Below are 25111 nucleotides of genomic sequence, written 5' to 3'. Positions count from 1 at the left end.
TCCAAGTATCACTTGGACCTTTTATTGTATTCTTCTATCGCTTTTGCCATTATATTAATTGCATCTTTTAACTTTTCTGCACTCAACACATATGCTATTCTTATCTCACTTTTTCCCAATCCTGGTGTTACATAAAATCCTGAAAGAGGTGCAACCATAGTAGTTTTTCCATCTACTTCAAAATTTGAGAGCATCCATTTTATAAATTCTTCCGAATCATCAACTGGGAGTTTAGCAGCAAGATAAAACGCACCTTGAGGTTTGTGAACAACTATATCAGGTATCTTACTCATTTCTTCAAATGCAATATCTCTTCTTATATTATACTCCTTTATAACCTCTTTCATATATTCTTCATCCGCTTCTAAAAGCCCTAATGCACCATATTGTGTTATTTCAGCAGGGCATAACCTTGCTTGTGCAAATTTTAAAGCTGCTCTATAAAATTCTTTGTTTTTGGTAAGAAATGTACCAATTCTTGCACCACATGCACTATATCTCTTCGACAAACTATCCACAATAATTAGTCTATCCTTTATATTTTCAAAACTAAACATTGAAATTGCCTGTGTACCATCAAATGTAAATTCCCTATAAACTTCATCTGAAATTATCACTAAATTGTATTTTTTGGCAACTTCTGCAATTGTTTTTAATTCTTCTTTTGAATAAACAACACCTGTTGGATTTGACGGATTTGAAAATAAAATTGCCTTTGTTTTCGGAGAAATTACCTTTTCAAATTCCTTTATATCAGGCATTCTATAGCCTTCCTCTGGCTTTGCAGTTACAGGCACAAGTCTTATATTTAAATAAGAGGCAAACCCTGCATAATTTGCATAAAAAGGTTCAACAACAATAACTTCATCATCTGGATCACAAACAACACCGAGTGCAAACATTATTGCCTCACTACCACCATTTGTCACCATTATCTCATCAGGTTGCACAGTTATGTTCCATAAATTATAATATTCAGAAAATTTTTCTCTAAGCTCTCTTATACCTTGTGAATGTGTATAAGAAACCACATCTTTTTTGTACTTTTCAATATATTCATACCACTGCTTTGGAGTTTTAATATCCGGTTGACCAATGTTTAAGTGATAAACATGTATTCCTCTCTTTTTTGCATCATCTGCATATGGTACTAACCTTCTAATCGGACTTGCAGGAGCACTAATTGCCCTTTTCGACAACATAAATCATTCCTCCTTAACAAATATAGTTTTCTCTTCTACTATTTCATACCCGTTCAGATTTTCATTCCCTCTTACATCAATATATGCAAAATTCCCAAAATATTCAGTTCCTATTATTTCAAAATTTAAATAATGCAACTCTTGCATTACTTTTCCATATTTATTATAATCAACTTTTATCCTATAAACCTTTATTGGAACCATTTTTACTATCTTTATTTCCGCCAAAGCTTTCTCCACAACACTTGAATATGCATCAATTAATCCCCTAACTCCAAGCTTTACACCACCAAAATATCGAGTAACCACTACAACCACATTTAGTAAATCAAATTTCCTCAAAACTCCTAAAATAGGACGTCCTGCAGTTCCTGAAGGTTCCCCGTTATCTGAAGAAAACTCCACTATCTGCTCATGCTCTATCACTCTATACGCAGGACAATTATGAGTTGCATCATTGTATGATTTTGAAATTTCTCTTATAAACTCTCTTGCTTCTTCTGAATCATCAGCATGGGAAATAGCTGCAATAAAAATAGATCTTTTTATATTTATCTTTTTTTCATACCTTCCAAAGACCGTCCTATAACTATTCATAACTTTTTCTTTAGCACCTCTTTACCATTTAAATCAAATATGGTTATTACAACTTCATTATTTTTTTCGATAACCATATACGTAGGAGGAAAACCACCTTTTGGTAATGAAAGACTACCAGGATTTGCAACGATTATTCCATCAATTTCTTCTATTTTTGGAATATGTGTATGCCCATGCAAAACTACTTTTACGTTATGCTTCTTTGCAAAAGAAATTAAATCAAATCCATCATTTTCAATTACTTCCCCATGAAATAAATAAACAGGTACTTTTCCAAAATATTCTATACTTTGCTTAGGCATTTCCTGGACACCCAAAACTTTTAAATCTACATCTGCATCACAATTTCCTCTAATATAGTTTATTTTGTGATTTTTTAGTTCCTCTGCTAGATTTTTTGGATCATATCCCTCGGGCAAAGGATTTCTAGGACCATGATATAATATATCACCCAAATGGAATATTTCATCTACTTCTTGTACTATATTTATCTTTTTCCAATTTTTCAATGAACCATGTGTATCAGAAACTACGAGAATTTTCACAGTTTCACCCCTTCTTTAAATATAACAGGTCAAAAAAATAAGGTCACTCCTGTATTACTTTATTCAAAAGTCTTTAAAATTATTTAAGAATCAAATACTTCACCATTCTAAACTTTGCGCAATTTTACAAGCGAGTTCAACGTTATTTTCTAAAAGTTTTATATTTGATTCTAAAGTTCTTCCATTGGATAATTCCACCAATCGTTTTAAAATATAAGGAGTCACTTCTTTCCCCTTTACATTTTCCATTTCTTTTTCAATTATTTCTATATATCTTTCTATTTCATCGTTGTCTATTTCGTATACTTTAGGTATAGGATTTGCTACTAAAATTGCACCTTTTATTCCAAGACTTTCTTTCGTCACAAAAATTTTTGCAATTTCTTTTGTGCTTTCAACTTTGTAAATCCTCTCATCAGACAATCCATTATAAAAAATTGGAAAATATTCTGTTTTATACCCTAAAGTTAACACCTGAAATGTTTCTAAAAATTCCAACGTCCTCCTTATATCTAATATCGATTTACACCCCGCCGAAACAACAATTATATTTGTATTTGAAAGTTCCATGATATCTTGTGATACATCCCACTCTCCCCTATGAACACCACCAATGCCTCCTGTGGCAAATACCTTTATATTTGCAAAACTTGCAAGTCTTGCAGTAGAGCTCACAGTAGTTGCCGCAGATTTTTTCAAAGAAACTGCATATGGTAACTCCCTAGTACCCACCTTTATAGGATTATCCTTAATAAGTTCAACCACTTCCTCTTCTGACATCCCAATTTTTACTTTCCCTTTTAACACACCAATAGTTGCTGGAACACAGTTATTATCCTTTACCAATTCCTCCAACCTTCTGAAAACCTTCAGATTCTCAGGATAAGGAAGACCATGGGCTAAAACCGTACTTTCTAGCGCAACCACTGGTTTGTTGTTTTTTAACGCCTCACTCACTATTTGAGAAATTTCTAAAATAATCACACCTCCTATTTTACTTTAATATTTTTTGAAAAACTAATTTCTCCTTTCTTTGTCTTTACAATTACTTTTATCGTATATTCTCCGCTTTTTAACGCTCCAAGATTTAGACTGTATGATGGAACTGAAAATGCTTGGGTAACAATACTTCCCTTTTCTGGCTCTTTAAAATATAAATTAATCAATACCTTGTTTTCATTAACAGTATAATCTTGAAGAACGAGCGAATAACCACCTGTCTTTTGTAATCCCATTGAAATTACAACATAAATTTCATCATCACTATTAAACGAATCTTTCTGTATAAATCTTTGAGTAACAATTCCAGTATAAATTCCCTGTTTTTCAAATCTTGGCATTAAAACAGCTCCTACCTCCGTATTTTTTTCAACCTTATCAATTTCATAATCTCCCAAATATACTCTAGATTTTGAAGGACAAATTAAAAGGAACGGAGAAATTACGGAATAAATTCCATCTTTTTTGTTTTTTATTTCCATATACATTGTTTCATCTTCTAATTTGATCTTTAAAGTAGTTTTTTCAATAAATTTTTTTGGTATAAAATACCAGCCCTTTACTATATACCCCTTTTGTAAACCATCATCAAATAATTTTAAATAATATATCATATTACTTTTCGTACCAACAAAATTAAACATCTGGTCTGGAAAAACAGCATCAACTTTGTACACCATTACATTGATAGAAAAGAAAGTGGATACACATAACAAAAACAAAAAAAATAAATATTTTTTCACACTTTCACCCCCAAACTGATTATATCACAAAAAAGGGCTGCTCAAAGCAGCCCTATAATTTGTTCAATTGCTTCTAAAACCTCTTCTGGAAGTTCATCTCTAGTACCTTTTTTCGAAAGAATGAAATCTTTTCTTTTTAAAAACGATTTTTTCAACGATTCAATATATTCCCTATCCTCCATATTTGGAAGAAACCCATCAATCTTTGCAAAGTAAAAAGTCCCAAACCATTTTACCCATTCAATGTTATTTTCCACTACATCTTCAACCAATTGTATTGTTAGGTGTTTTGGCACTTTTTTGTTTATAAAGTATCCGGTATTCAAAATATAACATTGAACTCCTTTTTCAAATACAAATTTAAATTTTTCATAATCCTCTTTTAACGGATAGGTTCTAAATGGATTTGCATATGGTTCAAAAACCAATGCATTTGGATCAACATCATTATCCAACTTTTCTGCAGATGTCCTTTTTGTTGTTAACAAAGCACCCATTGTCGATGCCATATTTGGAGAATCAATTTTTACAATTGGTGGTAATGTAGGATCCTTCATTAACCAAAAGATCGCACTAATAGGACTATCAAACTTATCAACTCTATTAGCTGACCAAAGCCTTGATTTTATTGCCCTTCCATTTCCATTTCTTAAATCTTCCATTACGGGAATCAAATTACCATTTTCATCTTTTGTAACACCACAGTTCTGTATAGATAATAAATACTTATTATCTTCTGAATTTGACGGATAATCTGCTGTTTTATCAAAATAAGATGGTTCAAGTGCAACAGATGACAAAGAATTAGTTGATATAATAAACGCATCATCATGTAAAACAGTTACATCGTATTTTGAATGTTTTGTATGAGTAAGTGTTGACTTTCCGGATCCAGACAATCCAAAAAATGCGGCTACAAAATCCGTTTTTTCATTTTTTAATATCTTTATTCCACCATGACAAGCTACAAATCCATTCCTATTTGCAATACCCCATCCAAGTGTTAAGGTCCCCTTTTTTAACTCACCAAAATATCTCATTCCAAGAATAGCTGCACAATTGTGTTCTGAATCAAAAATTGCAAGTCCTAATGGGAAATCTGGGTGTTTCCAATCAGGATCTACAAAAATATATATATCTCCTTCGTTATATCTAAAAGATTTTCTATACATGCTCTCATATTCCTGAGAAGGATATTGAAAATTTAACAGCCAATTATAAAGTAAAATTTCATGACCTTGAGGTATTAAAATATGATTTTTCACCATAAATTCCTCTGAAAGTCCTGAAAACGATATTCCATGGTACATTTTTTTATATCTCGTATTATAAACCGCTTCACGGACAATTTCCAAATATTTATTATCATCACTTGTACCTAATATTCTTCGACCTGCAGCATATCTACCCGTTACCGCACCATCATTAAATAATAATACTTTTGTGCCTCTTTCAAGTCCAAGCATTTCTGGATTGTAAACTTCCCAACTAGTCACTATAGTCCCCGGAGAATTTTTTGCAAGTTTATATGCTTCTTTAGGAGTAGTAACAAGTTCTACATTATTTCTATAAAAAGCAGTCTCAATGGTCGCTCGCATTGGTGAAAAAAGAGGATTATTTACTGAAATCTCATCAATCTTAAAATATTCTCTTGTCGCCATCATATCTCCCCCTTCACAGAGAAGATTATAACAGTAAAAAAATATATATAAAATCAAATACTTAACTATTATAGTTTAATATAATAAAGGATAAATGTAATAAACTCTAATATTCGGACATAAACACTCCAATTAAAAAAATATCTCCAGTTTTTTCATTAAACCAAAAAAATATCACAAAAAAGAAACTTTAAAAACAAAAGACAATAGAAAAATTTGCAAGTGCTATAACGGATATTAAGACAAAAGATAGTTAAAGAGTGGAAAATATTATTTCACCCAGATAACTTGCAAAAAAATTAAACGAAAACGAAAAGAGATACCTAAAAAAACAAACAACATGGCTCCAGTTGAGTACTAAAGCCATGTTGTGTGAAAAAATTGGTAAATTGTTTTTTTTTGTTCCACTTTCTAAGATAAATATATTTACGGAGTAAGTTTCTTTAAGGGAAGGTTACTCTTTACATCTTTTCCAATAACCAAGATCAATTGATGGATAGGCGAGTGATTTAGTGGTGGGAGCTTCAATTTTAAATTCTTTAAATATGTAATTTTATCAAATCTTGTAGATGAAATTACAAAATTTCCTTTTAAAACTTGATTTTTAATTTCTTTCCAAAGAATTTTCTCCCTTTCAAGTTCAAAATCGTTCCAACCAATTAAATATAAATCTCCCATTTTTGGCTTAATAACTTTTTCTACCCTTCCAACCATTCCAATTACCATAGTAGCTGGTATGGGAATTCCATTATTTGTATTATACAATGAAGCATTTCCACTTGCCACACCTATGCCGGAAAACTCACATGCATCTTTCAATCCCTTCATCATAGCCGCCAATCCAACTGGATCAACATCTGGATCTCCGTAATTTATACAATCGGTAATTCCAAGTGGCTCCCCACCTACAGATAAAGTTTTTCTAACACTTTCCAATACAGCTATATATGAACCCCAGTATGGACTTTTTTCGCCAATATCAGCTCTGCTATGGGTCAAAAGCGAATAAAAAAGAGATGTCTCCTTAACTCTCATTACAGCAGGACCAAACCCAGGTGGAAGTACCGTATTAGTTCCCACCATATAATCATACTGCATATAAACTTCGCTTGCATCCACGTTTTTAAATTTCAAAGAAATATCTTTTGGAATTGAATCAACAGAAAAGTCGACAATTTCCTCTTCCGGCGCTTCTGATAATAACGAAGCAGGAACCTTTAAAATGGTTTCTCCTTTATATCTTACATGATAAATTCCATCATTTGTCACTTTTCCCACAACTGCACCGTATAACAAATGTTCCTCTGCAATTTTTAAAACCTTTTTTACTTTTTCTTGAGAAGTTATTATTGCCATTCTCTCTTGACTTTCGCTTATTAAAATCTCAATTGGCTTCATATCAGGTTCTCTTAACGGTAACTTCTCAAGGTCTATTACCGCCCCAAATCCACCTTTAGCAACTAATTCAGAAGTAGCTGACAAAACTCCTCCGGCACCTAAATCTTGTGCTCCCTCTATTAACCCCTCTTCTAACATTTTTAGAAACGCCTCAATAAGCATCTTTTCAGAAAACGGATCTCCAACTTGGATAGATAATTTATTTGCCCGCTTTCCAGTTAAATCCTCAGATGCAAAGGATGCACCATGAATCCCATCTCTACCTGTAGCTCCTCCAAAAATTACAATAACCTGATCCGGTCTTGTTGCCTTAGAAGGAACTATATCTTTATGTTTTACAATTCCAACAGCCATTACATTAACAAGAGGATTATACCTATAGGCATCATTTATCCTAAGTTCTCCTCCTACTGTAGGCACCCCTATTGAATTCCCATAATCGGCTATTCCTTCTATTATGCCATCTATAACCTTATGCATATGTAACGAATCCAAAATAGCTGTAGGTCTTGCCCCCATAGCAAGAATATCTCTTATAATCCCCCCCACTCCCGTTGCAGCCCCATTGTATGGCTCAATAGCACTAGGATGATTATGACTTTCAATTTTAAACGAAAGAACATAGTCCTCATTTAGAGAAACCAATCCTGCATTGCCGGATTCCAAACTAATTAACGGTAAAGATTTTATGTATTTTTTTGTATGAGAGTAACCACAATGCTCACTCCACATTACAGTAAAAGCCTCTTTTTCTGCAAGTGTTGCTTTTCGATTTAACTTTTTCTCTAAAATATCTATATATTTCATATATTACCACCTCTAATGTATTCAAAAACAGATCTGAACAGTTTTAAACCATCTGTACTTCCCAAATACTCATCTACCGCTCTTTCAGGATGCGGCATCATCCCCAATACATTTTTCTCATATATCCCTGCAATAAACTCATCTGAACCATTTACATTTTCTGTGTATCTAAACACTACATTTGGATTACTTACAGAAACATATCTTCCAAAACCATGGGCTATAGGTAGTCTTATTTTTTCACCTTTTTTATAGAATAAGGTAAAAGGAGTAGTATTATCAACAACTTCCAGCTCTACAAACTTACAAATAAACTTTCCAGATTCATTTTGTAAAAGTGCTCCAGGCAACAATCCCATTTCCACTAAAATTTGAAATCCATTACATATTCCAATAACAAAACCTCCATTTTCCACAAATTCTTTTATAGAACTAGACTCTCTTGCAGAAACTGCTCCAGGTCTTAAGTAATCCCCATATGAAAATCCCCCAGGCAAAACAACCAAATCTAGATTATTTATATCATCTTTTGGTGAAACATAATAAGTTTTAAATCCAGCCAAATTTAAAGCATAATACGCGTCTCTATCACAATTTGAACCTGGATAAACTACCACACCGGCCTTCATTCTATCTCCACCCTATACTCCTCTGTCACAGGGTTTACTAAAAGTCTTTCACAAGCTTCAATCACCTTTCTTTTGGCTTCTTCTTTATCCTTTGCTTCAATCTCACCATGTATAGATTTTCCTATTCTTATACTATCAACGGGTATGTTATTTTCTTCCCTTAATACTCTTGCAATCGTTTCTCCCCGTGGATCCCTTACATTACTCTTATATTGTATATCTACAATAAATTTAAACTTTTGCATGCGTTTAAAACCTCCCTATATTTTTCAAGAGGATTTCCTAAATCCTTTCTGTACACATCTTTATCAAATATTTCTTTAGTTTTCCTAAGTCTTAACGTATCGGGAGAAATTTCATCTCCAAGACAAACCTTTCCATTTCTATCTAGACCATATTCAAACTTCATATCCCACAAATCAAATCCAATTTCTTCAAAAAAGTTTTTTAATTCCAAAGCTATTTTTTTTGTAATATTTTTTATTTCCTTTACTTGATCCTTTGTACATAATCCAAAAAGCACCAAGTGTTCATCACACACCATGGGATCATGTTTAGTATCGTCCTTAATAAAAAATTCAACAAGAGGTTCTTTTATCTCTTCTCCTTCATCTCCCCCATACCTTCTTATAAAAGATCCCGCCTTTTTTAATCTGGCAACTACTTCAATTGGAAACATTTTCAACGGCACAGCTTTTATTCTATTAGGTTTTTCAAAATCCAAAAATTGCGTGTAAATCCCCTTAGAATTTAAATATTTCATTGCTATTGCCGTTATCTCCGCACAAATAGATCCTTTACCTGCTAAAATACTATGTTTTTCTCCATCCCCCGCAGTAATATCATCTTTAAAGTTCAAAATAACATAATCCCCATAATTTTCAACTATTTTTGTTTTTCCCTCCATATAGTTTCCCCCTTAGAGATACTTCCCCACAAGCTTTGAGCGGTATTCTTTTAACTTTTTAGATAAAACATCGTCGGTTAACGCTAACATTTCAACTGCAAGCATAGCCGCATTCTTCCCCCTGTTAATCCCCACAGTTGCAACTGGAATATCATTGGGCATTTGAACAATTGAAAGTAAAGAATCTAATCCCCCTAAATCTTCCGACTTCACAGGAACACCTATGACAGGCTTTAAAGTTTTAGAAGCAATAACCCCTGGTAAATGCGCAGCCCCTCCTGCGATAGCAATATAAACTTTTACACCATCTCTTTCACACTTTTTGATAAATTCATCCAAAAGTTCTGGCGTCCTATGAGCAGATAAATACTTTACCACATACTCCACTTTAAACTCATCCAAAATAGATACTACCTTATCAACCACATAAGAATCACTCTTACTTCCCGCAACAATGACAACCAAACTAACACCCCCTAAAAAACAAAAGGCCTCTACCGTAAGAACGGTAGAAGCCAATATTCATATTTAATTCCTGAAAAAACTAAAATTAAAGACATTTTCTCATCTCCTTTTTGGCCTCACTGGACCAAATTAAAGGCTACACTATCAGTATATCATGAAAAAAAACAAAAGGTCAACACTTTAGAAGTTACAAATTAGTTAAAATAGAAATATATTTACTAACATCATCTGGAAAAACTGTAACCACTCTTCCAAGCTTTGAATATCTTGTAGCAACCAACGCATTGGCAGCAGAAGAAATTCCTACATTTAATCCTAAATTTTTATTCAAGTAACCAAACATCTCAAACACTTCTTCATCGGAAACTGTAACTATTTCATCTATCACATTTAAATCTAAAATATCTGGTATAAAGCCTGCACCAATACCTTGTATTTTATGTTTTCCTGCAGGTCTTCCAGAAAGAGCTGCTGAACTTTCTGGCTCAACAGCAACAATCTTAACTTTATCACCAAAAATACTTTTCAACACAGTACCAACACCTGTTATAGTTCCACCAGTTCCTACACCCGCAACAAACACGTCAACATCAAACTTCATTTGTCGTAAGATCTCCGGCCCAGTTGTTAATTTATGTGCCAAAACATTGTATTTATTTGAAAATTGATTTGGCATATATGCTCCTTTTTCATTTACAATTTCTTTTGCCTTCTCAATTGCCCCTTTCATACCTTTTTCACCCGGTGTTAAGACAACGTCTGCTCCAAAAGCTCTCATCAAATCTATCCTTTCCTTTGTCATAGTTTCCGGCATTGTAAGTATTACATCAAATCCTAATTTTTTCCCAATCCAAGCAAGTGCAATTCCCGTATTTCCACTAGTAGGTTCAACAACTAATTTTGTCTTTATCCCATCTTTCAAAGCTCCTTTTAACATAAAAAATGCGGGTCTATCCTTAATACTACCTCCTAAATTACTTTTCTCTAACTTTGCAAAAAGATTTAACTTTTCAATATATATCAAATGTGTACTTTCCACCATACACTTTATCCTCCCTTTATATAATCCATTCTATTTTTTCAATTTTTTCATACACATTTTTTGCGGGCACCCCTACAAAAGTTGTTCCACTTGGAATGTCCGCAAGCACAACAGAATTAGCTCCTATCCTTGCATCATCACCTATTTTTACAGGTCCTAAAATTTTTGCCCCTGCACCTATTAAAACATTTTTTCCAATATCAGGATGTCTTTTACCTTTTTGAATATTTCTAGCTCCAAGTGTAACACCATGATATATCAAAGTCCCCGTTCTAACCGTTGCAGTAGATCCTATTACAACTCCTATAGCATGATCAATTACAACCCCAGGTTCAATATAAGCAGCAGGACTTATATCTGCAGAAAATAAAATTTTTGAAATATAATGAACCAAAAAAGCAAGAAATTTTAAATCATATTTGTAAAAAAGATGTGAAAGTCTGTGAAGAACCAATGCCTGAAAACCGGTATGCAAAAAAATTTGGTAAACTTTCTCAATGGAAGGATCTTTTTTGGAAAGCTCCTTTCTATCTTCTTCAATAGCCTTAATAGTATCAATAAAATCTCTTATAAAACTACGCACCCCATAAATCTTCACCTCCACTTAGAAAATACTAATTCAATTATACCATACTTCATTTTTTTGTAAACAAACCACTCCTTAAAGGTGCGCTACTCAAAAAACTTCTTTATTTTTTCTAATTTCTGCACACTAGATTTCAACCCACCTATTCTATTTCTTGATAACCATATTTCCTTAAATTCACTGATTAACTTTTCCAATCTTATTTTAAATTCTTGCTTGGTAACTTTAGGAAGTTCCCTTATAGTTCTCATAGCTAACTTCTTCAATGCTATTATTATTTCTAAAGATAAAATAGAAAATTTTATAGAATTTCTTAACTCCTTCTTTATTAATTCATCATGCACATGTTTTGTAAATTCATACTTTTCCTCTAAAAATTTCTTTGTATTTAAAAGTTTTTCCAAATCAAGGTCTTTTAAAAACTCATATCTGAGTTTTTCAGGATAAATATAAACAAGTGCAAAAATGGTTGAATTTGGAAAATCAACACCTGTTAATTTATACGCATTTCCCATATCTACCAAAAGAATTGCTGTTTCCTTTCCAAAATAAAGCTTAAGAAAATCAAAAACATCCAAATCTTTATTTTCATTGAATCCCCAAGATAAAGCACTTGCATAAAAAATCCCGGGATATGAAATGGGAATATGTTGCCAATGACCATTATCTCCCCAATCAGTTAACATAATCCCTTTAGCTTTATATTTTAACCCATTTTCCACGGCATTTTTAATGTTCAAAATTGCATTTTCAACTCGCCCTAAAAACGAATTCCAACTAGAAGTCCCAGGACAAACGTAAAAATCAAACCTCTTAAATAATTCGCATTCTCTGTCAAATTCATGTGTTTTTTCATATCCCCAAATCAAATAAATTACATCTTTGGGAAGTTCTTCAAAAAGCTCTGGATGATATTTTAATATATCCGCCCACATCATCATTCTTTTCCCATGTTTTTTAACCAATTTATGTATCTTTAGAATAAAATCCAAATAAACTTTACCTTTTCCATATTTTTCACATAAAACTTTTGATTTTCCTTGACAAAGATCAAACGTTTCATCTCCATTTATATTAAAATACTTACTAGAAAAATGAGGTAAAAGTTCGCTATAAAGCGAATCTAAAAACAATATCGTGTCTTTTACAGCAGGAGAAAGGGTAAAAGGTTTGGAATAATGTTCTCCCCAGGGTGTGTCAAACTCAAAAGTCTCAGCCATATAACTGTACTCATTGTGTATCAACCATTTTTCCATATGTCCAAAAGAAGCCTGGTTTGGGATTAATTCAATAAAACGTTCTTTACAATATTTATCTAAAATTATGATTTCATCCGCAGTTAATGGCGAATATCCTTTCCAAACCCTTTCGTGATTTTGATATGCAAAAGTGTGTTCAATATAAAGTTGAAGCTGATTGTACTTCAATTGTGCTAATAGGTCAATAAGTTCAAAGAAAAAATCCATTTTAGGTACCTTATCCCTGCTTATATCAAGCATAAATGCCCTATTCTCAATATCTGGCCAATCTTTTATTTCAAGAAAAGGTATTTTATTTTCAAAGTTTTTCACAATCTGCATAAAGGTCATAAACCCATTATGAATTCCTGCGTTATTATTGGCAACTATAAAAATTCCGTCTTCATTGATTTCTAGAATATATCCATCTCTTTTTTTTATCTTATTTCTATCTATCTTCGAGTAAATAAAAACTTTTTTCCCCATGTATAACGTAATATTAATGGTTATACCATTTTCATTTAGAAGCTCTTTTACCATATTTGCCGACGCAAAAAGTGATTTTGTAGGAATAAAAATGTAACCACCAGATTTTATTTCATAATACCCATTTTTAATCTTTAATTCTTTAGGATTTGGAACCAACAACATATAAATCACCTCTTAAAAAGACATTTATAATAATATTATATAACAAAAATCATACATCAAAAAGTGATATAATATTAAATAGGAAATGGAGGAGAAAATTTGGAAAAATTCTTTGTAAATGTGGAAATTGGAAGTATAATTTTATACGTTGAAGATAATAAAGTAACCAAAATCAAGCTTTCAAACAAAATTGAAGAAGAAGAAGAAGAAACTCAGGATAATATTTTCACTCAACAGATAATTGAATACCTAAATGGAAATAGAAAAAAACTTGATTTTAATGTAAAAATATCTGGAGGAAAAGTTTTCAAAAAAATTTGGGACTTTGTTAAAAATATACCCTATGGTCAAACAATGACATATGGTGAAATTGCAAAAAAATTAGATGTAAACCCAAGAGTAGTAGGATTTGCTATGAACAAAAACCAGCTCCCAATATATATTCCATGTCATAGAGTAATTGGAAAAAACAATATAGGTGGATTTAATAGCGATTTGAAATGGAAAAAATATCTTCTTGAATTGGAAAAAAATACAAATTGGAGGTAATTATGAAAGGCGCAGGAAAATACAGGAAAACTTTTATAGAACCATTTATATTGCTAATTATAGCAGAAACTCCTCTCCATGGATATGAAATCGCAAATAGACTCTCAGAATACGGGATAGAACTTGCTGGATTGGGCCAAATGGGAAACTTATATAGAATTTTATCAAGACTAGAAAACAAAGGTTTTATAACATCTAAATGGGATTCAAATGCTCAAGGTCCTTCAAAAAAAGTTTACAATATAACCAACAAGGGAATTGAACAACTCAAATTAAATAAAAAGGAATTAACAAAGATTAAAAATATTATAGAAAAATACATCACAAAAGTTTCAAAGCTTGAACTCGAATAATTGTTCTTGACATATATATGGCAACATACTATAATAAAATCGAATATATATGCAATATATATATAACAAAAATGTCTTCATAAGAGTATGTGGCACTTTTTATTGTGAATTTATTCACCCAGATAATTAAGGAGGGATTGATATGAAACAGAAATACGATGTAATAACAATAGGCGGAAGTGCAGCGGGAATTGTAGCGGCTACAACGGGAAAATGTTGTTATCCAGACAAAAGCTTTCTAATGATTAGGAAAGAAAAAGATGCAATGGTTCCATGTGGTATTCCATACGTTTTTGGATTTTTAGGAACAACGGAAAAAAACATTATTCCACTAGCTCCTATTGAAAAAGCAGGGATAGACTTTTTACAAGATGAGGTAATAAAAATTGACAGAAAGGAAAAGAAAATATTCACAAAGAGTGGTAACGAATTTGAGTATGAAAAGCTAATACTTGCAACAGGATCAAAACCATTTATCCCGAATATTCCAGGTAAAGATTTAGAAAACGTATTTTACGTTCCAAAAAACAAAGAATACCTTGATAAAATGTTAGAAGCGTTAAAAGGATTGAACAAAGTAGTAGTTATAGGTGCAGGCTTTATTGGTGTAGAGATATCTGACCAATTAGCACACATTGGAAAAGATGTTACACTTGTTGAAATTTTGCCACATATCTTGGGTAAAGCCTTCGATAGTGATATAGCAAATATAGCCCAAAAAGAACTTGAAAGTATGGGAATAAAAGTATTAACCAACACAAAAGTCACAGAAATTACAGGTTCAGGAAAAGTTGAAGGGGTAAAATTAGAAAATAATGAAATCTTAAAAGCAGATGCAGTAATTTTTGCCACAGGATACACCCCAAATTCTGAATTAGCAAAAAATATGGGATTAGAATTGAATAAATACAATGCAATTAGAGTTGATAGTTATATGCGTACTAGTGATCCAGATATATTTGCAATTGGTGACTGTGCACAAAAGGTCGACTTTATAACAAGAAAAAGTGTTTCTATAATGCTTGCTTCAACTGCAACTTCTGAAGCAAGAATTGCAGGAATGAATTTGTATAAACTCTCAACTGTAAGAAGTTTTCTTGGAACCATAGGAATCTTTTCGACAAAGATTGGAAACAAGGTTTTTGCCTCCGCAGGTTTAACCGAAGAAGAAGCCTTAAAAAACAATTTTGATGTCAAAACAGGATACTTCGAAGGTGTCGACAAACATCCTGGATCTCTTCCAAATGCAAATAAACAAATCGTAAAGTTGATAGTATCAAAAGAATCCGATGTCATAATTGGTGGAGAAGTAGTCGGCGGAGATAGCGCAGGTGAACTTATAAATGTTATAGGAATAGCTATACAAAAAAATACAAGTATTACAGAATTATTCATTTCCCAAATTGGTACACATCCTCTTCTAACATCGGCGCCAACAGCTTACCCATTAATTAAAGCCGCACAAAATGTTTTTATATCCAAATAAAAAAGTAGCCCGTCTATTTTCAGACGGGCTATTTAATATAAATGTTAAATTAAATTAATTTGACACATTTACCATTGATTATTATAATGAAAGTAGGTATATGTAAAATGCATATAGGAGGGTGTCGTATGAAGATTGCAATATTAAGCGGAAAAGGTGGAACTGGTAAAACAACCATCTCAACAAACCTCGCATGGACATTATCCAAAATAAAATCTGTACAATTACTCGATGCAGACGTGGAAGAACCAAATGATCACATTTTTTTCGATATTTCATTTACTCACGAAGAAAATGTAGAACTTTTACTTCCTGTTGTTGATAATAATACATGTATTAGATGTGGTGAATGTTCAAAAAACTGTCAATTCGGAGCCATATCCGTCTTTGAATCTGGAGCTATGGTTTTTGAAAGCTTGTGTCATGGCTGTGGAGTGTGTAAAATGGTATGTCCTGTAAACGCCATAACTGAAAATCCCAAAAGCATCGGTAAAATAATGCTGGGAAAAATAAATGAAAATTTAAAATTTGGGATGGGATTGTTAAACATAGGTGAGCCCTCTGGTGTCAAAATTATTAGACAATTAAAAAAACATATTGATAACAGTGCAGAAATTGTAATAATTGATTCGCAACCTGGAAGTTCATGTCCAGTTGTTGAAACACTAAGAAATGTTGACTTTGCAATTCTCGTTACAGAACCTACTACCTTTGGATTGCACGATTTAAAGCTTGCTTTCGAACTTGTTAGCGAAATGAACATTCCTTCAGGCATTATAATAAATCGTGATAGTTCCAAAACAAAGATAATTGATGACTTTGCTGCAGAAAAAGGAATACCAATTTTAATGAGAGTGCCTTTTGAAAGGAAAATCGCCAAAATCTACTCCGAAGGAAAATTATTTACTGAATATTTTCCGGATTATCAAGAAAAATTCATAGCAGTTTATGAAACAATAAAGGAGCTGGTAAAATGAAACAAATAGCAATAGTTAGTGGTAAAGGTGGAACCGGTAAAACAACATTAAGTTCTTCACTTGGAATTTTATTTGACAATGCAATTCTAGCAGATTGTGACGTAGATGCGGCAAATTTAAACCTAATGTTTAATTCAAAGGTATTAGAAAAACATGAATACTACGGAGGAAAAAAAGCAATAATTGATCACGAAAAATGCAATAATTGTGGGATATGCAAAAAAATATGCAGATTTGAAGCAATTGTATTTGATGGTTCATATAAAGTTGATCCATATGCCTGTGAAGGTTGTAATGCGTGTGTAATTTCATGCCCACAAAATGCCATTAAATTGGAAGAATCATTATCTGGTAAATTTTATTATTCTACCTCAGAAACAAAAAATATAGTCCATGGAAATTTAACTCCAGGTGAAGAAACTTCAGGAGGATTGGTTGCAGAGGTTAGAAAATTAGCAATTGAAAAGGCTAAAAGTCTAAAAAAAGAAATAGTTTTAATCGATGGAGCACCTGGCATTGGTTGTCCAGCAACTTCATCAATCGCCGCCACATATTTCGTCATAATTGTAACAGAACCTACTTCAAGTGGTATACATGATTTAAAAAGGATCATAGATACCGTTAGGCATTTTAAAAGAGATTTTGCAATTGTAATTAACAAATACGACATTAATGAAAAAATTTCAAAAGAAATAGAAAGTTTTTGTCAAAAAGAAAACATACCAATACTGGGAAAAATTCCATTTGACGAAACTGTAGAAAACGCAATCCTTGAAAGTAAACCTATAGTTATATTTAAAGATAGTAAAGCGGCAAAGGCAATAATGGAAATATACAAAAAATTAATTAAAATCATAAAAAAGGAGGAGAAAGTATGAAAATAGCAATTCCATCTGAAGGTAAAATTCTTGATTCAATGATCAACGATAGGTACGCAAGGGCCGAGTATATTATCATTTACGATACTGAAAAAGATGAAATAGTAGAAGTTATAGAAAACGACTCATCAGAAGCACATGGTAAAGGTCCAAAAGTCTCCCAAATGCTTGTAAACAAAGGCGTTAAAGTATTAATTTCCCAAAGTGTGGGAAAGAACGCTTTTGATGTCCTTAAAGCTGCAAAAATAGATGTTTATATAACACAAAAAGACACAGTAAAAAATACAATTGAAAATTTCAAGAATGGAAAACTAGAAAAAACAGAAAGCGCAACAAATTAAGGTGATATTATGTTGGTTGCAATAGGAACAGCAGATGGAAAAACAATGAACCCAGAACATTTTGGTCACTCTAATACTTATTTGATTTACGAATTTGATGGAACAAATTTTATAAAAAAAGAAGAAAGGAAAAATCCATATGCAGAAACCCACTTACATGCAAAAGTGGATGAAATTCTTGAATTTTTAGGAGATTGCAAAGTATGGGTAGGAATATCTATGGGAAAAAGTTCCAAAAAAAGACTTAAAGAACTTGGATACATACCAATTACAGTGGATACACCCGAAGTAAGTAAAGCGTTGGAATTAGTTAAAATGCAATTACAGGGGTGATAATATGCCATGGGTAAAGAAAGAAGATTGTGTAAAATGTAAGGTCTGTGTCAATGTGTGTCCTGTGGAAAATGCTATCTTCATCCAAGATGATGGCTATCCTTTTATAAACAACAACATTTGTACAAGATGCGGCTTATGTATGGAAAAATGTCCCAAAAACGCAATTCGACCAAACTATGAAAACCCCTCACTTAGAGGTATGGGAAAAGGAATGGGCCATCGCGGCTTTGGAAGAGGTTTAGGACATGGAAGGGGAAGAGGATATTAAACAAATCTCTCTGCATCTGCAGAGAGATTTTTTATATGATATAATATTTAAAGGGGATAAAAATGCAAAAAAGCATATATTCAATTATTTTAGCTGCAGGTGAAGGAAAAAGGTATAAAAACGGCATAAAATTGCTACATACTATTGGTGATAAATTCATGCTTCAAATGGTAATAAACCTAGTAAAAAGTTGCAATTTCGATAAAAATTACATAGTTGTTAATCCTTTATGGAATTTTATAAAGGACAATTTTGTGGTTCCAGACAATTTTTTTATTCTTAAAAACAAAAATTACAAAGAAGGTATCAGTACATCGATCAAATTAGCAATAAAAGAAATAAAAAGCACAAACATTCTCCCCGAATATGTTGCTATTTTCCTAGCAGATATGCCGTTTATAAAAAAAGAAGATATAAAGACACTCAAAAAATACTGTAATGGAAGACACTTAATTATTGCTCCATTTTTTAACAACAAGAAGGGTTTTCCAACTTTTGTACACAAATCACTTTTCGATGAAATTTTTAAACTTGAAAATGACATAGGTATCAAGCAAATAATAAACAAAAATCCTTCTTTATTGACAAAAGTAAACTTTAGTACAAATAGAATTTTAAGAGATATAGACGATTAAAGTTTACCCTTTAACTTTTTTATTTCTTCTTCAACTTCCATAGCTCCTTCGTTGTAATACTTCTCTTCATCTGGTTCAAGTTCTTTTAATAACCTTAAAAATTCACCTGCATGTACTCTCTCTTCATTTGCTATATCTATTAATACTTCCCTTGCAAGTTCATTATCCGTAGATTCTGCTAACTGCATGTAAAGTTGTATAGCTTCATACTCAGCTGAAATCATATAACGAATAGCTCTAACCAATTCATCATGAGTTAATTTTCTATCAGATTTTAACCCTGAAAATGGATTAGAAAATTCTGGCATGTTATCCACTCCTTTAAAAATTAAGTTATGGTACACTTTTATTATACTGCATTTTCATCTATAAACAAAGGCACCCAAATGGGTGCCTTTTTTATTTAAAATGGATAAAATCCCAAATCCAATCTGTTTTTCTCAAATATCTGTAAGATAAGCTCTTTAACTAAATTTACATGTCCCTTTTCCCATTCTCTTAAGTTTATTAATATACTTTCTAGCGTCTTATCTTCCATTACCTTTGCTCTTTCTGCAGCTTTATCATAATAATTTACAAAATCTTTTTCTATTAACAATGCCATTCTTAAAATTGACAAATCTTTGATATCATCTTCAGATGGTGTTTCTTCTATCTTTTGGCCCCTAAGTCTCTCATTAAAAAAATCTTTTGTCGTATCTAAAGGTGCAACTGGTATTTCTTCTTCTTCTTCTAAGGCTTTCCTTATCTTTCTAATATACTCCGTATGCTCTTTTTCCATTTCTTGTAAAAATTCCAACACTTCTCTTGCCAACTTATTTTTTACCTCTTCTTTTTTCTCTTTGTAAAACTTAAATCCCTCTATTTCAAAATTTTCCGCAACCTTTAAAATATCTTCAATAGACATTATTTTACCCCCTTTGTAAGAAATTCATCAATTCCCCTTGCTGCCCAATATCCATCTGCTACACCGTGTATAATATCCGGGCCATTTACAATATCTCCTCCCGCAAACAACCATTTAACAGATGTCTGTCTATATTCATTTGTCAAAATTCTTCCTCTGACAAACTCCAATTTTTCTTTTAAATCTTCAGGAAGATAACTATAATCCGGTGCTTGACCAATAGCTTCAACAACCATTTCAGCTTCTAATGTCTGTCTTTCATTTTCATCGAATTTAGGATTAAATCTTCTATTTTCATCAAAAACCTGTAAACACTTCTTTAATTCTATTCCCATAACTTTATCGTTTTTAATAACGATCCTTACAGGACCCCATCCCGGATAGAATTTTACACCTTCTTCAGCCCCTTCTTCTATTTCATCCATATCAGCAGGCATTTCCTCATATGTTCTTTCCAAACTCGTTACCTTTACATCAACTTTACCGTATTCCATTATCTGGAGCCTTGCCATAGATCTTGCAACATCCATTGCCACATTACCTCCACCTATTACTACTAAACTTTTAGGGATCTTGGGTTTTGGTCCTTCTCCTCTAAGATAATCTCTAATTTCCCTTAAAAGAGGTAATGCCTGAATTACATCTTCATGTTCCGTTCCTGGAATTCCAGTTGAACGTCCCAAAGTAAACCCTGTTGATACAAATACCGCATCAAATTCGTTTTTTAATTTTTGTAGAGGTATATCTTTTCCAACAGAAACACCAACGTGTATCTTTACACCTAAAGCTTGAATAAAAGCTATATCTTTGTCAAGAGCCTCATCTGGCAACCTGTAGGATGGTATCCCATATCTCATTACCCCACCGGGTCTTGACAAAGATTCGAAAACTTCTACCTCATATCCCATAGTTGCTAAAAAGTACGCAGCTGAAAGCCCTGCAGGCCCTGAACCAACAATTGCAACTTTTTTACCTTTATTTTCCGGTCTAGCTTCTAAAACTTTATCATACTCTGGTACGTTATCAACAATATACCTCTTTAACCACCTTATTGCTATAGCCTCTCCTCTATTTCCCAAAGAACAAGCTTCTTCACATTTGTGCGTACAAACCCTTCCACAAACTGCAGAAAATGGATTTGCACCTAACATATTATTTTCCTCATTTCCCTTTAAAAGCCATTTTAGTGCATCTGTTAAATCATCTCTCCATATTGCCTTTATGTACTCTGGAATTTGCATATGTTGAGGGCACCTATCCGTACACAAAGCACACTCAACACATCGTGCTGCCTCATGCATGGCTTGCTCCTTGCTGTATCCTTTCACATATTCAATAAAAGATTTTGAACGCCCCTCACCTTCAATCATTTCCATTTCTACTCTTTCAAGTTCAAGTAAATCAGAACCTTCATCTCTAATCCATCCTACAGGAACATCCTCAATTCCATGGATTCCCTTTTCGGTAGGCGCAAATATAAAATCTTCTGGTTCTGGAGAAACATGGACATATTCTCTCGTCATCTTTAGTGAACCTGTAGTACATATATCCACACACATCGCACAGAATGAACATCTTCCATAATCTATAACAGGACGTTGGGGTTTTTTACCGTATTCGTGTGGCAAATCATCAACTTCAACCATTCTAATGGCATCTGTCGGACATATCTTTGCACATGTTCCACATCCAATACACTCATTCCAATCATTTATGTGAAATCCCCTATATCTTTCTGCAGCCTCTCTTTTAACATAAGGAACTTTTATAGTAACTGGCTTTTTAAATATATATTTCCACGCTTTTATAGGAGCAAAAAACTCTTTTTTAGGAATTGATTTATTTGCCATTATGTCCCCTCCTTATCTATCTACCTCTGGAGCACAAACATCCATTGTTGAAAGCCAAATTGGAACATCTTCTATTCTTGTTCCAGGCAAATACTTTTCTATACCTATAAATGTTTGAGGATATGAAGCCCCACGTACTGCTACTCTATATGGTTTTTCTCCTCCATCTGAAACCATATAATAACCATACTCTCCTCTTGTTGATTCTATATGCACGTAAGCTTGACCTTTTGGTACTCTATACCTAAGGGCGTTACCTTCACTAATTGGAACATTAATTTTTCCTTCTGGCATTTTTTCAAGACATTGCCTAATTATTTTTATACTTTGGTATATCTCAAGATATTTAAGATATACCCTTGCATATGCATCTCCTTCAGTAGCTGTAGGAACTTCAAAATCAACTTTATCGTAGAACAAATAAGGATCAACTTTTCTAATATCATACGGCACTCCTGTCGCTCTAAGGCCAACTCCAGTAACACCAAGCCCTAATGCTGTTTCCTTATCTAATAAAGCTATTCCTTTTAATCTCGTATGAACTATCCTATTCTTAAAAATCAAAGTTTCATATTCTCCCAATCTTTCTTCAATGTAATTTAAAGTATTAAAGATTAAATCTTGTATCTTTGGAGTTAAATCTTTTCTAACTCCTCCGGGTATTATGTACATATGATAAACTCTTGCACCAGTTAAACTTTCAAAAATATCTAAAATACGATCTCTATCCGATACTCCCCAAAATGAACTTGTATAAAGGCCAATAGTGCCGCCAATACCCGGAAAACTCATTAAATGACTTGCAATCCTTGCTAATTCTAAAACAATCATCCTTATCCATTGGGCTCTTTCAGGAACATCTATCTTTGCAATCTTTTCAACAGCCATTGCATAACATGCTTCATTAATATCTGGTTCAGGCACACAAATCCTTGGGATTAATGCAAGATTCTGATACCAAAGTCTTCTTTCCATTAGCTTCTCAAAACCTCTATGCAAAAAACCAGGTAACGGTCTTGCTTTTTCAACAGTATCCCCTTCAACATACATATGGACACTAAAATTACCGTGCATTCCCGGATGGTTAGGACCAAAAAAGAGCTTTACTTCACCCATCTATATCACCTCTTATTATCTTAGCTTCATGAATGACATCCTTTTGATATTCCCTATCTGGAAATTTCTTTTTCGAATACTCAAATGGATCAAAATCCTTTCTTAAAGGTGGCATGTCATCCCACATTTCTAAGAAAAGCGGCCTCATATCATTATTTCCCTCAAACTTTATTCCAAAAAACTCATGGAGCTCTCTTTCGTAATATCTTGCAATAGGCCACATGTGTTTTACAGTAACAAATTTTGGAGTATCCCTATTTATTTTTGTTGTAATCAAAAATTTTCCACCATTATTCCAAGAATAGAGAATATAAACAAGCTCAAACTTTCCCTCATCTATCCAATCAACTGCCGTTATTAAAGATAAATGTGAATATCCATCTTCTTTTAAAGCTAAAAGCGCTGGTAAAACTTGTTCATTTGGTAATTCAAGTTTTATTTCTCTCTCGTCTACCTTTGTTATATCTAAATTATTAACTATTCTTTTTAGTTTCTCTACTGTATTACTCATGGAATTCATCATGTACAAACACCTCCCCAAGGGATCTTATCTGATTCTGTTTATACCATTCATAATTTTCTTTGTATTTTTTCCATCCATTTGCTTCTCCTCTTCTTATCATCCTCATAAGTTCATTAAATGCTTCAAGTAATGCTTCAGGTCTTGGCATACAACCCGCAATATACAAATCCACGGGAATGTAATAATCCAATCTGTTTATTGTAGCATATGAATCGTAATATATACCTCCGTTTAACGTACATGATCCAAATCCAATAACATATCTAGGTTCCGCCATTTTTTCATAAGTATAAATAACCCTTCTAAGTGTTTTAGCACTTAGATATCCAGTTATAAACAAAATATCCGCCTGCCTTGGAGTAGCCATTGGCCCCATACCAAATCTTTCCATATCAAACCTTGAAGTCATTGTTGGAGGAAGTTCCATAGCTCCACAACCTGTACAATAATGTAGCATCCACAATGATCTACTTCTAAGTTTATCTGCTATTTTTTCCCATAAACTTCTTTCATCAACGGCCATTTCTTTCACCTCCTAAAATACCCAACCAAGTAATACAAATAAAACCTGGACAAACGCTAAACTTAACGGTACTTTCCAATAAAATTTAACAACTTGTTCTATTCTAAATCTTGGCAAAACCGATGAAATTAATGTTGCAATTATCCAAACTATAGTAAATTTCAAAAGAAATGTAAAATAATTACTTACTCCAAGGAATATATCCACAAACAATCCTATTTCAACGAATATCGAAAAAGTATGCATTAACATTAAAAGTCCCATATATTTGGCAGACAGTTCCACCATTGGACCAGACGCAATTTCAGCAGGTGCAATAGGTGTATCAAAAGGTTTTTTACCCAGCATTCCAAGCAGCGAAACAAAAGCAACAATTCCACCTATTGGCATTTTAAATAAAGTCCAAGTATCCTGCTGAGCCATCATCAACCCAGACACAGAACTGGTTTTATAATAATACAAAACACCTGCTATAGAAATTAAATAAGGTAGTTCATAACCAAGCATTTGAGTTAAAGCTCTTGCAACCCCTATACTAGCATTAGGATTCCCAGAACCAACCATTCCCATTGCCATTCCAAGTGATCCAACTGCAAACAAATACACTATTATAAAAATATTGTCAAGTCCAGGAAATGCAACTAAATCCCCCAATGGTACAAAAGCTAAAGTTGCAATAACTCCTCCCAATGCCATTAAGATTCCAAAATCAAAAATCCAACCATGAGAAATTCCCCTTTTTGAAAGAGCCTTGAAAACATCTATAAAATTCTGATACCAAGGCGGGCCATACCTTCTTTGTACTCTGGCCATTATTTTCCTTGCAATTCCTTCTAGAGTTAATCCAACAAAAAATCCCGTTAATAAAACTGCAATTACCTTTAATATTGTCATCT

At 32.9% G+C, this 25111-nt stretch carries 30 protein-coding genes; 9 read left to right on the top strand and 21 right to left on the bottom strand.

What is annotated here, in order from left to right:
• Positions 1 to 8: 8 nt before the first annotated feature.
• From Y592_RS06995 to Y592_RS06930, 14 genes are all read right to left on the bottom strand, one after another.
• Positions 9 to 1202 (bottom strand): pyridoxal phosphate-dependent aminotransferase, encoded by a 1194-nt coding sequence (locus Y592_RS06995; protein ID WP_075666278.1) that lies wholly within the window; start codon positions 1200 to 1202, stop codon positions 9 to 11.
• 3 nt (positions 1203 to 1205) lie between these two features.
• Positions 1206 to 1799 (bottom strand): IMPACT family protein, encoded by a 594-nt coding sequence (locus Y592_RS06990; RefSeq protein ID WP_075666277.1) that lies wholly within the window; start codon positions 1797 to 1799, stop codon positions 1206 to 1208.
• Complete coding sequence (gene yfcE, locus Y592_RS06985) at positions 1796 to 2347, bottom strand: phosphodiesterase (RefSeq protein WP_075666276.1); 552 nt, start codon at positions 2345 to 2347, stop codon at positions 1796 to 1798. Before yfcE ends, Y592_RS06990 begins: the two co-directional genes overlap by 4 nt.
• A 99-nt stretch (positions 2348 to 2446) precedes the next feature.
• A complete protein-coding gene (locus tag Y592_RS06980; RefSeq protein WP_077288053.1) occupies positions 2447 to 3325 on the bottom strand; it encodes a pseudouridine-5'-phosphate glycosidase in 879 nt (292 codons plus the stop codon).
• A gap of 11 nt (positions 3326 to 3336) precedes the next feature.
• Positions 3337 to 4089 carry a protease complex subunit PrcB family protein gene (locus Y592_RS06975; RefSeq protein ID WP_232218174.1) on the bottom strand — a complete coding sequence of 251 codons (753 nt, stop codon included), beginning with the start codon at positions 4087 to 4089 and terminating at the stop codon, positions 3337 to 3339.
• 41 nt (positions 4090 to 4130) lie between these two features.
• Positions 4131 to 5753, bottom strand: coding sequence for a phosphoenolpyruvate carboxykinase (ATP) (locus Y592_RS06970; protein WP_232218173.1), 1623 nt, complete (start codon positions 5751 to 5753; stop codon positions 4131 to 4133).
• A 423-nt stretch (positions 5754 to 6176) separates the two neighbouring features.
• Positions 6177 to 7955: a phosphoribosylformylglycinamidine synthase subunit PurL gene (gene purL / locus Y592_RS06965; RefSeq protein ID WP_075666273.1), complete on the bottom strand. Its 1779-nt coding sequence runs from the start codon at positions 7953 to 7955 to the stop codon at positions 6177 to 6179.
• Positions 7952 to 8584, bottom strand: coding sequence for a phosphoribosylformylglycinamidine synthase subunit PurQ (purQ, locus tag Y592_RS06960; RefSeq protein ID WP_075666272.1), 633 nt, complete (start codon positions 8582 to 8584; stop codon positions 7952 to 7954). The genes purL and purQ overlap by 4 nt, the downstream gene beginning before the upstream one ends.
• Positions 8581 to 8829, bottom strand: coding sequence for a phosphoribosylformylglycinamidine synthase subunit PurS (gene purS / locus Y592_RS06955; protein ID WP_075666271.1), 249 nt, complete (start codon positions 8827 to 8829; stop codon positions 8581 to 8583). Before purS ends, purQ begins: the two co-directional genes overlap by 4 nt.
• A complete protein-coding gene (locus Y592_RS06950) occupies positions 8805 to 9491 on the bottom strand; it encodes a phosphoribosylaminoimidazolesuccinocarboxamide synthase (protein ID WP_075666270.1) in 687 nt (228 codons plus the stop codon). The genes purS and Y592_RS06950 overlap by 25 nt, the downstream gene beginning before the upstream one ends.
• Positions 9492 to 9503: 12 nt before the next feature.
• Complete coding sequence (gene purE / locus Y592_RS06945; protein WP_075666269.1) at positions 9504 to 9956, bottom strand: 5-(carboxyamino)imidazole ribonucleotide mutase; 453 nt, start codon at positions 9954 to 9956, stop codon at positions 9504 to 9506.
• 187 nt (positions 9957 to 10143) lie between these two features.
• Complete coding sequence (locus tag Y592_RS06940) at positions 10144 to 10998, bottom strand: PLP-dependent cysteine synthase family protein (protein ID WP_075666268.1); 855 nt, start codon at positions 10996 to 10998, stop codon at positions 10144 to 10146.
• 16 nt (positions 10999 to 11014) lie between these two features.
• Complete coding sequence (epsC, locus tag Y592_RS06935) at positions 11015 to 11581, bottom strand: serine O-acetyltransferase EpsC (RefSeq protein ID WP_075666267.1); 567 nt, start codon at positions 11579 to 11581, stop codon at positions 11015 to 11017.
• A gap of 89 nt (positions 11582 to 11670) precedes the next feature.
• Positions 11671 to 13473 carry a beta-N-acetylhexosaminidase gene (locus Y592_RS06930; protein WP_075666266.1) on the bottom strand — a complete coding sequence of 601 codons (1803 nt, stop codon included), beginning with the start codon at positions 13471 to 13473 and terminating at the stop codon, positions 11671 to 11673.
• 99 nt (positions 13474 to 13572) lie between these two features.
• Here Y592_RS06930 and Y592_RS06925 point away from each other — a divergent pair, with 99 nt between their 5' ends.
• The 9 genes from Y592_RS06925 to Y592_RS06885 all read left to right on the top strand — a co-directional run bounded on the left by Y592_RS06925 (position 13573) and on the right by Y592_RS06885 (position 19296).
• Positions 13573 to 14022 (top strand): methylated-DNA--[protein]-cysteine S-methyltransferase, encoded by a 450-nt coding sequence (locus Y592_RS06925; RefSeq protein ID WP_075666265.1) that lies wholly within the window; start codon positions 13573 to 13575, stop codon positions 14020 to 14022.
• 2 nt (positions 14023 to 14024) lie between these two features.
• On the top strand, positions 14025 to 14375 hold the full coding sequence (locus Y592_RS06920) for a PadR family transcriptional regulator (protein WP_075666264.1): 351 nt from the start codon (positions 14025 to 14027) through the stop codon (positions 14373 to 14375).
• Between the two features lie 142 nt (positions 14376 to 14517).
• A complete protein-coding gene (locus Y592_RS06915; RefSeq protein ID WP_075666263.1) occupies positions 14518 to 15861 on the top strand; it encodes an FAD-dependent oxidoreductase in 1344 nt (447 codons plus the stop codon).
• 128 nt (positions 15862 to 15989) lie between these two features.
• Positions 15990 to 16838, top strand: a complete 849-nt coding sequence (locus tag Y592_RS06910) for an ATP-binding protein (protein ID WP_075666262.1) — start codon at positions 15990 to 15992, stop codon at positions 16836 to 16838.
• A complete protein-coding gene (locus Y592_RS06905; protein WP_075666261.1) occupies positions 16835 to 17716 on the top strand; it encodes an ATP-binding protein in 882 nt (293 codons plus the stop codon). Before Y592_RS06910 ends, Y592_RS06905 begins: the two co-directional genes overlap by 4 nt.
• Entirely contained in the window at positions 17713 to 18057 is a 345-nt protein-coding gene (locus Y592_RS06900) for a NifB/NifX family molybdenum-iron cluster-binding protein (protein WP_075666260.1), read from the top strand. Before Y592_RS06905 ends, Y592_RS06900 begins: the two co-directional genes overlap by 4 nt.
• A gap of 9 nt (positions 18058 to 18066) precedes the next feature.
• On the top strand, positions 18067 to 18390 hold the full coding sequence (locus Y592_RS06895) for a NifB/NifX family molybdenum-iron cluster-binding protein (protein WP_077287743.1): 324 nt from the start codon (positions 18067 to 18069) through the stop codon (positions 18388 to 18390).
• Positions 18391 to 18394: 4 nt separating this feature from the next.
• Entirely contained in the window at positions 18395 to 18661 is a 267-nt protein-coding gene (locus Y592_RS06890; RefSeq protein WP_075666258.1) for a 4Fe-4S binding protein, read from the top strand.
• 62 nt (positions 18662 to 18723) lie between these two features.
• The gene (locus Y592_RS06885; protein WP_075666257.1) at positions 18724 to 19296 is read left to right on the top strand and encodes a nucleotidyltransferase family protein; all 573 of its coding nucleotides are present in this window, start codon (positions 18724 to 18726) and stop codon (positions 19294 to 19296) included.
• Here the strand turns inward: Y592_RS06885 and Y592_RS06880 are convergent.
• The 7 genes from Y592_RS06880 to Y592_RS06850 form a co-directional block, all read right to left on the bottom strand.
• A complete protein-coding gene (locus tag Y592_RS06880; RefSeq protein WP_075666256.1) occupies positions 19293 to 19604 on the bottom strand; it encodes a ferritin family protein in 312 nt (103 codons plus the stop codon). The two genes, Y592_RS06885 and Y592_RS06880, sit on opposite strands and share 4 nt — an antisense overlap.
• A gap of 95 nt (positions 19605 to 19699) precedes the next feature.
• Complete coding sequence (locus tag Y592_RS06875) at positions 19700 to 20203, bottom strand: ferritin family protein (protein ID WP_075666255.1); 504 nt, start codon at positions 20201 to 20203, stop codon at positions 19700 to 19702.
• Entirely contained in the window at positions 20203 to 22053 is a 1851-nt protein-coding gene (locus Y592_RS06870; protein WP_075666254.1) for an FAD-dependent oxidoreductase, read from the bottom strand. Before Y592_RS06870 ends, Y592_RS06875 begins: the two co-directional genes overlap by 1 nt.
• A 12-nt stretch (positions 22054 to 22065) precedes the next feature.
• Positions 22066 to 23169: an NADH-quinone oxidoreductase subunit D gene (locus tag Y592_RS06865; protein WP_075666253.1), complete on the bottom strand. Its 1104-nt coding sequence runs from the start codon at positions 23167 to 23169 to the stop codon at positions 22066 to 22068.
• Complete coding sequence (locus Y592_RS06860) at positions 23162 to 23692, bottom strand: NADH-quinone oxidoreductase subunit C (RefSeq protein ID WP_075666252.1); 531 nt, start codon at positions 23690 to 23692, stop codon at positions 23162 to 23164. The genes Y592_RS06865 and Y592_RS06860 overlap by 8 nt, the downstream gene beginning before the upstream one ends.
• Positions 23673 to 24215 carry a NuoB/complex I 20 kDa subunit family protein gene (locus Y592_RS06855; protein ID WP_075666251.1) on the bottom strand — a complete coding sequence of 181 codons (543 nt, stop codon included), beginning with the start codon at positions 24213 to 24215 and terminating at the stop codon, positions 23673 to 23675. Before Y592_RS06855 ends, Y592_RS06860 begins: the two co-directional genes overlap by 20 nt.
• Before the next feature lie 12 nt (positions 24216 to 24227).
• Complete coding sequence (locus tag Y592_RS06850; protein ID WP_075666250.1) at positions 24228 to 25109, bottom strand: respiratory chain complex I subunit 1 family protein; 882 nt, start codon at positions 25107 to 25109, stop codon at positions 24228 to 24230.
• Positions 25110 to 25111: the final 2 nt, after the last annotated feature.

It is taken from the genome of Thermosipho sp. 1070 (assembly GCF_001682135.1).
Lineage (GTDB): Bacteria > Thermotogota > Thermotogae > Thermotogales > Fervidobacteriaceae > Thermosipho > Thermosipho affectus.
The sequence above is the reverse complement of the archived record's forward strand: the minus strand, read 5'-3'. Positions and strand labels throughout refer to the sequence as shown.

What these genes read in the sequence shown, in the direction of transcription:
- Y592_RS06970 (WP_232218173.1), bottom strand. Translation starts at nt 5,753, where the DNA reads ATGATGGCGACAAGAGAATATTTTAAGATTGATGAGATTTCAGTAAAT.
- Y592_RS06870 (WP_075666254.1), bottom strand. Translation starts at nt 22,053, where the DNA reads ATGGCAAATAAATCAATTCCTAAAAAAGAGTTTTTTGCTCCTATAAAA.
- Y592_RS06855 (WP_075666251.1), bottom strand. Translation starts at nt 24,215, where the DNA reads ATGGCCGTTGATGAAAGAAGTTTATGGGAAAAAATAGCAGATAAACTT.
- Y592_RS06895 (WP_077287743.1), top strand. Translation starts at nt 18,067, where the DNA reads ATGTTGGTTGCAATAGGAACAGCAGATGGAAAAACAATGAACCCAGAA.
- Y592_RS06995 (WP_075666278.1), bottom strand. Translation starts at nt 1,202, where the DNA reads ATGTTGTCGAAAAGGGCAATTAGTGCTCCTGCAAGTCCGATTAGAAGG.
- Y592_RS06900 (WP_075666260.1), top strand. Translation starts at nt 17,713, where the DNA reads ATGAAAATAGCAATTCCATCTGAAGGTAAAATTCTTGATTCAATGATC.
- Y592_RS06850 (WP_075666250.1), bottom strand. Translation starts at nt 25,109, where the DNA reads ATGACAATATTAAAGGTAATTGCAGTTTTATTAACGGGATTTTTTGTT.
- Y592_RS06915 (WP_075666263.1), top strand. Translation starts at nt 14,518, where the DNA reads ATGAAACAGAAATACGATGTAATAACAATAGGCGGAAGTGCAGCGGGA.
- purL (WP_075666273.1), bottom strand. Translation starts at nt 7,955, where the DNA reads ATGAAATATATAGATATTTTAGAGAAAAAGTTAAATCGAAAAGCAACA.
- Y592_RS06860 (WP_075666252.1), bottom strand. Translation starts at nt 23,692, where the DNA reads ATGATGAATTCCATGAGTAATACAGTAGAGAAACTAAAAAGAATAGTT.
- purQ (WP_075666272.1), bottom strand. Translation starts at nt 8,584, where the DNA reads ATGAAGGCCGGTGTGGTAGTTTATCCAGGTTCAAATTGTGATAGAGAC.
- Y592_RS06920 (WP_075666264.1), top strand. Translation starts at nt 14,025, where the DNA reads ATGAAAGGCGCAGGAAAATACAGGAAAACTTTTATAGAACCATTTATA.
- Y592_RS06910 (WP_075666262.1), top strand. Translation starts at nt 15,990, where the DNA reads ATGAAGATTGCAATATTAAGCGGAAAAGGTGGAACTGGTAAAACAACC.
- purS (WP_075666271.1), bottom strand. Translation starts at nt 8,829, where the DNA reads ATGCAAAAGTTTAAATTTATTGTAGATATACAATATAAGAGTAATGTA.
- Y592_RS06880 (WP_075666256.1), bottom strand. Translation starts at nt 19,604, where the DNA reads ATGCCAGAATTTTCTAATCCATTTTCAGGGTTAAAATCTGATAGAAAA.
- Y592_RS06930 (WP_075666266.1), bottom strand. Translation starts at nt 13,473, where the DNA reads ATGTTGTTGGTTCCAAATCCTAAAGAATTAAAGATTAAAAATGGGTAT.
- Y592_RS06890 (WP_075666258.1), top strand. Translation starts at nt 18,395, where the DNA reads ATGCCATGGGTAAAGAAAGAAGATTGTGTAAAATGTAAGGTCTGTGTC.
- Y592_RS06875 (WP_075666255.1), bottom strand. Translation starts at nt 20,203, where the DNA reads ATGTCTATTGAAGATATTTTAAAGGTTGCGGAAAATTTTGAAATAGAG.
- Y592_RS06885 (WP_075666257.1), top strand. Translation starts at nt 18,724, where the DNA reads ATGCAAAAAAGCATATATTCAATTATTTTAGCTGCAGGTGAAGGAAAA.
- Y592_RS06905 (WP_075666261.1), top strand. Translation starts at nt 16,835, where the DNA reads ATGAAACAAATAGCAATAGTTAGTGGTAAAGGTGGAACCGGTAAAACA.
- Y592_RS06940 (WP_075666268.1), bottom strand. Translation starts at nt 10,998, where the DNA reads ATGGTGGAAAGTACACATTTGATATATATTGAAAAGTTAAATCTTTTT.
- Y592_RS06990 (WP_075666277.1), bottom strand. Translation starts at nt 1,799, where the DNA reads ATGAATAGTTATAGGACGGTCTTTGGAAGGTATGAAAAAAAGATAAAT.
- Y592_RS06950 (WP_075666270.1), bottom strand. Translation starts at nt 9,491, where the DNA reads ATGGAGGGAAAAACAAAAATAGTTGAAAATTATGGGGATTATGTTATT.
- Y592_RS06865 (WP_075666253.1), bottom strand. Translation starts at nt 23,169, where the DNA reads ATGGGTGAAGTAAAGCTCTTTTTTGGTCCTAACCATCCGGGAATGCAC.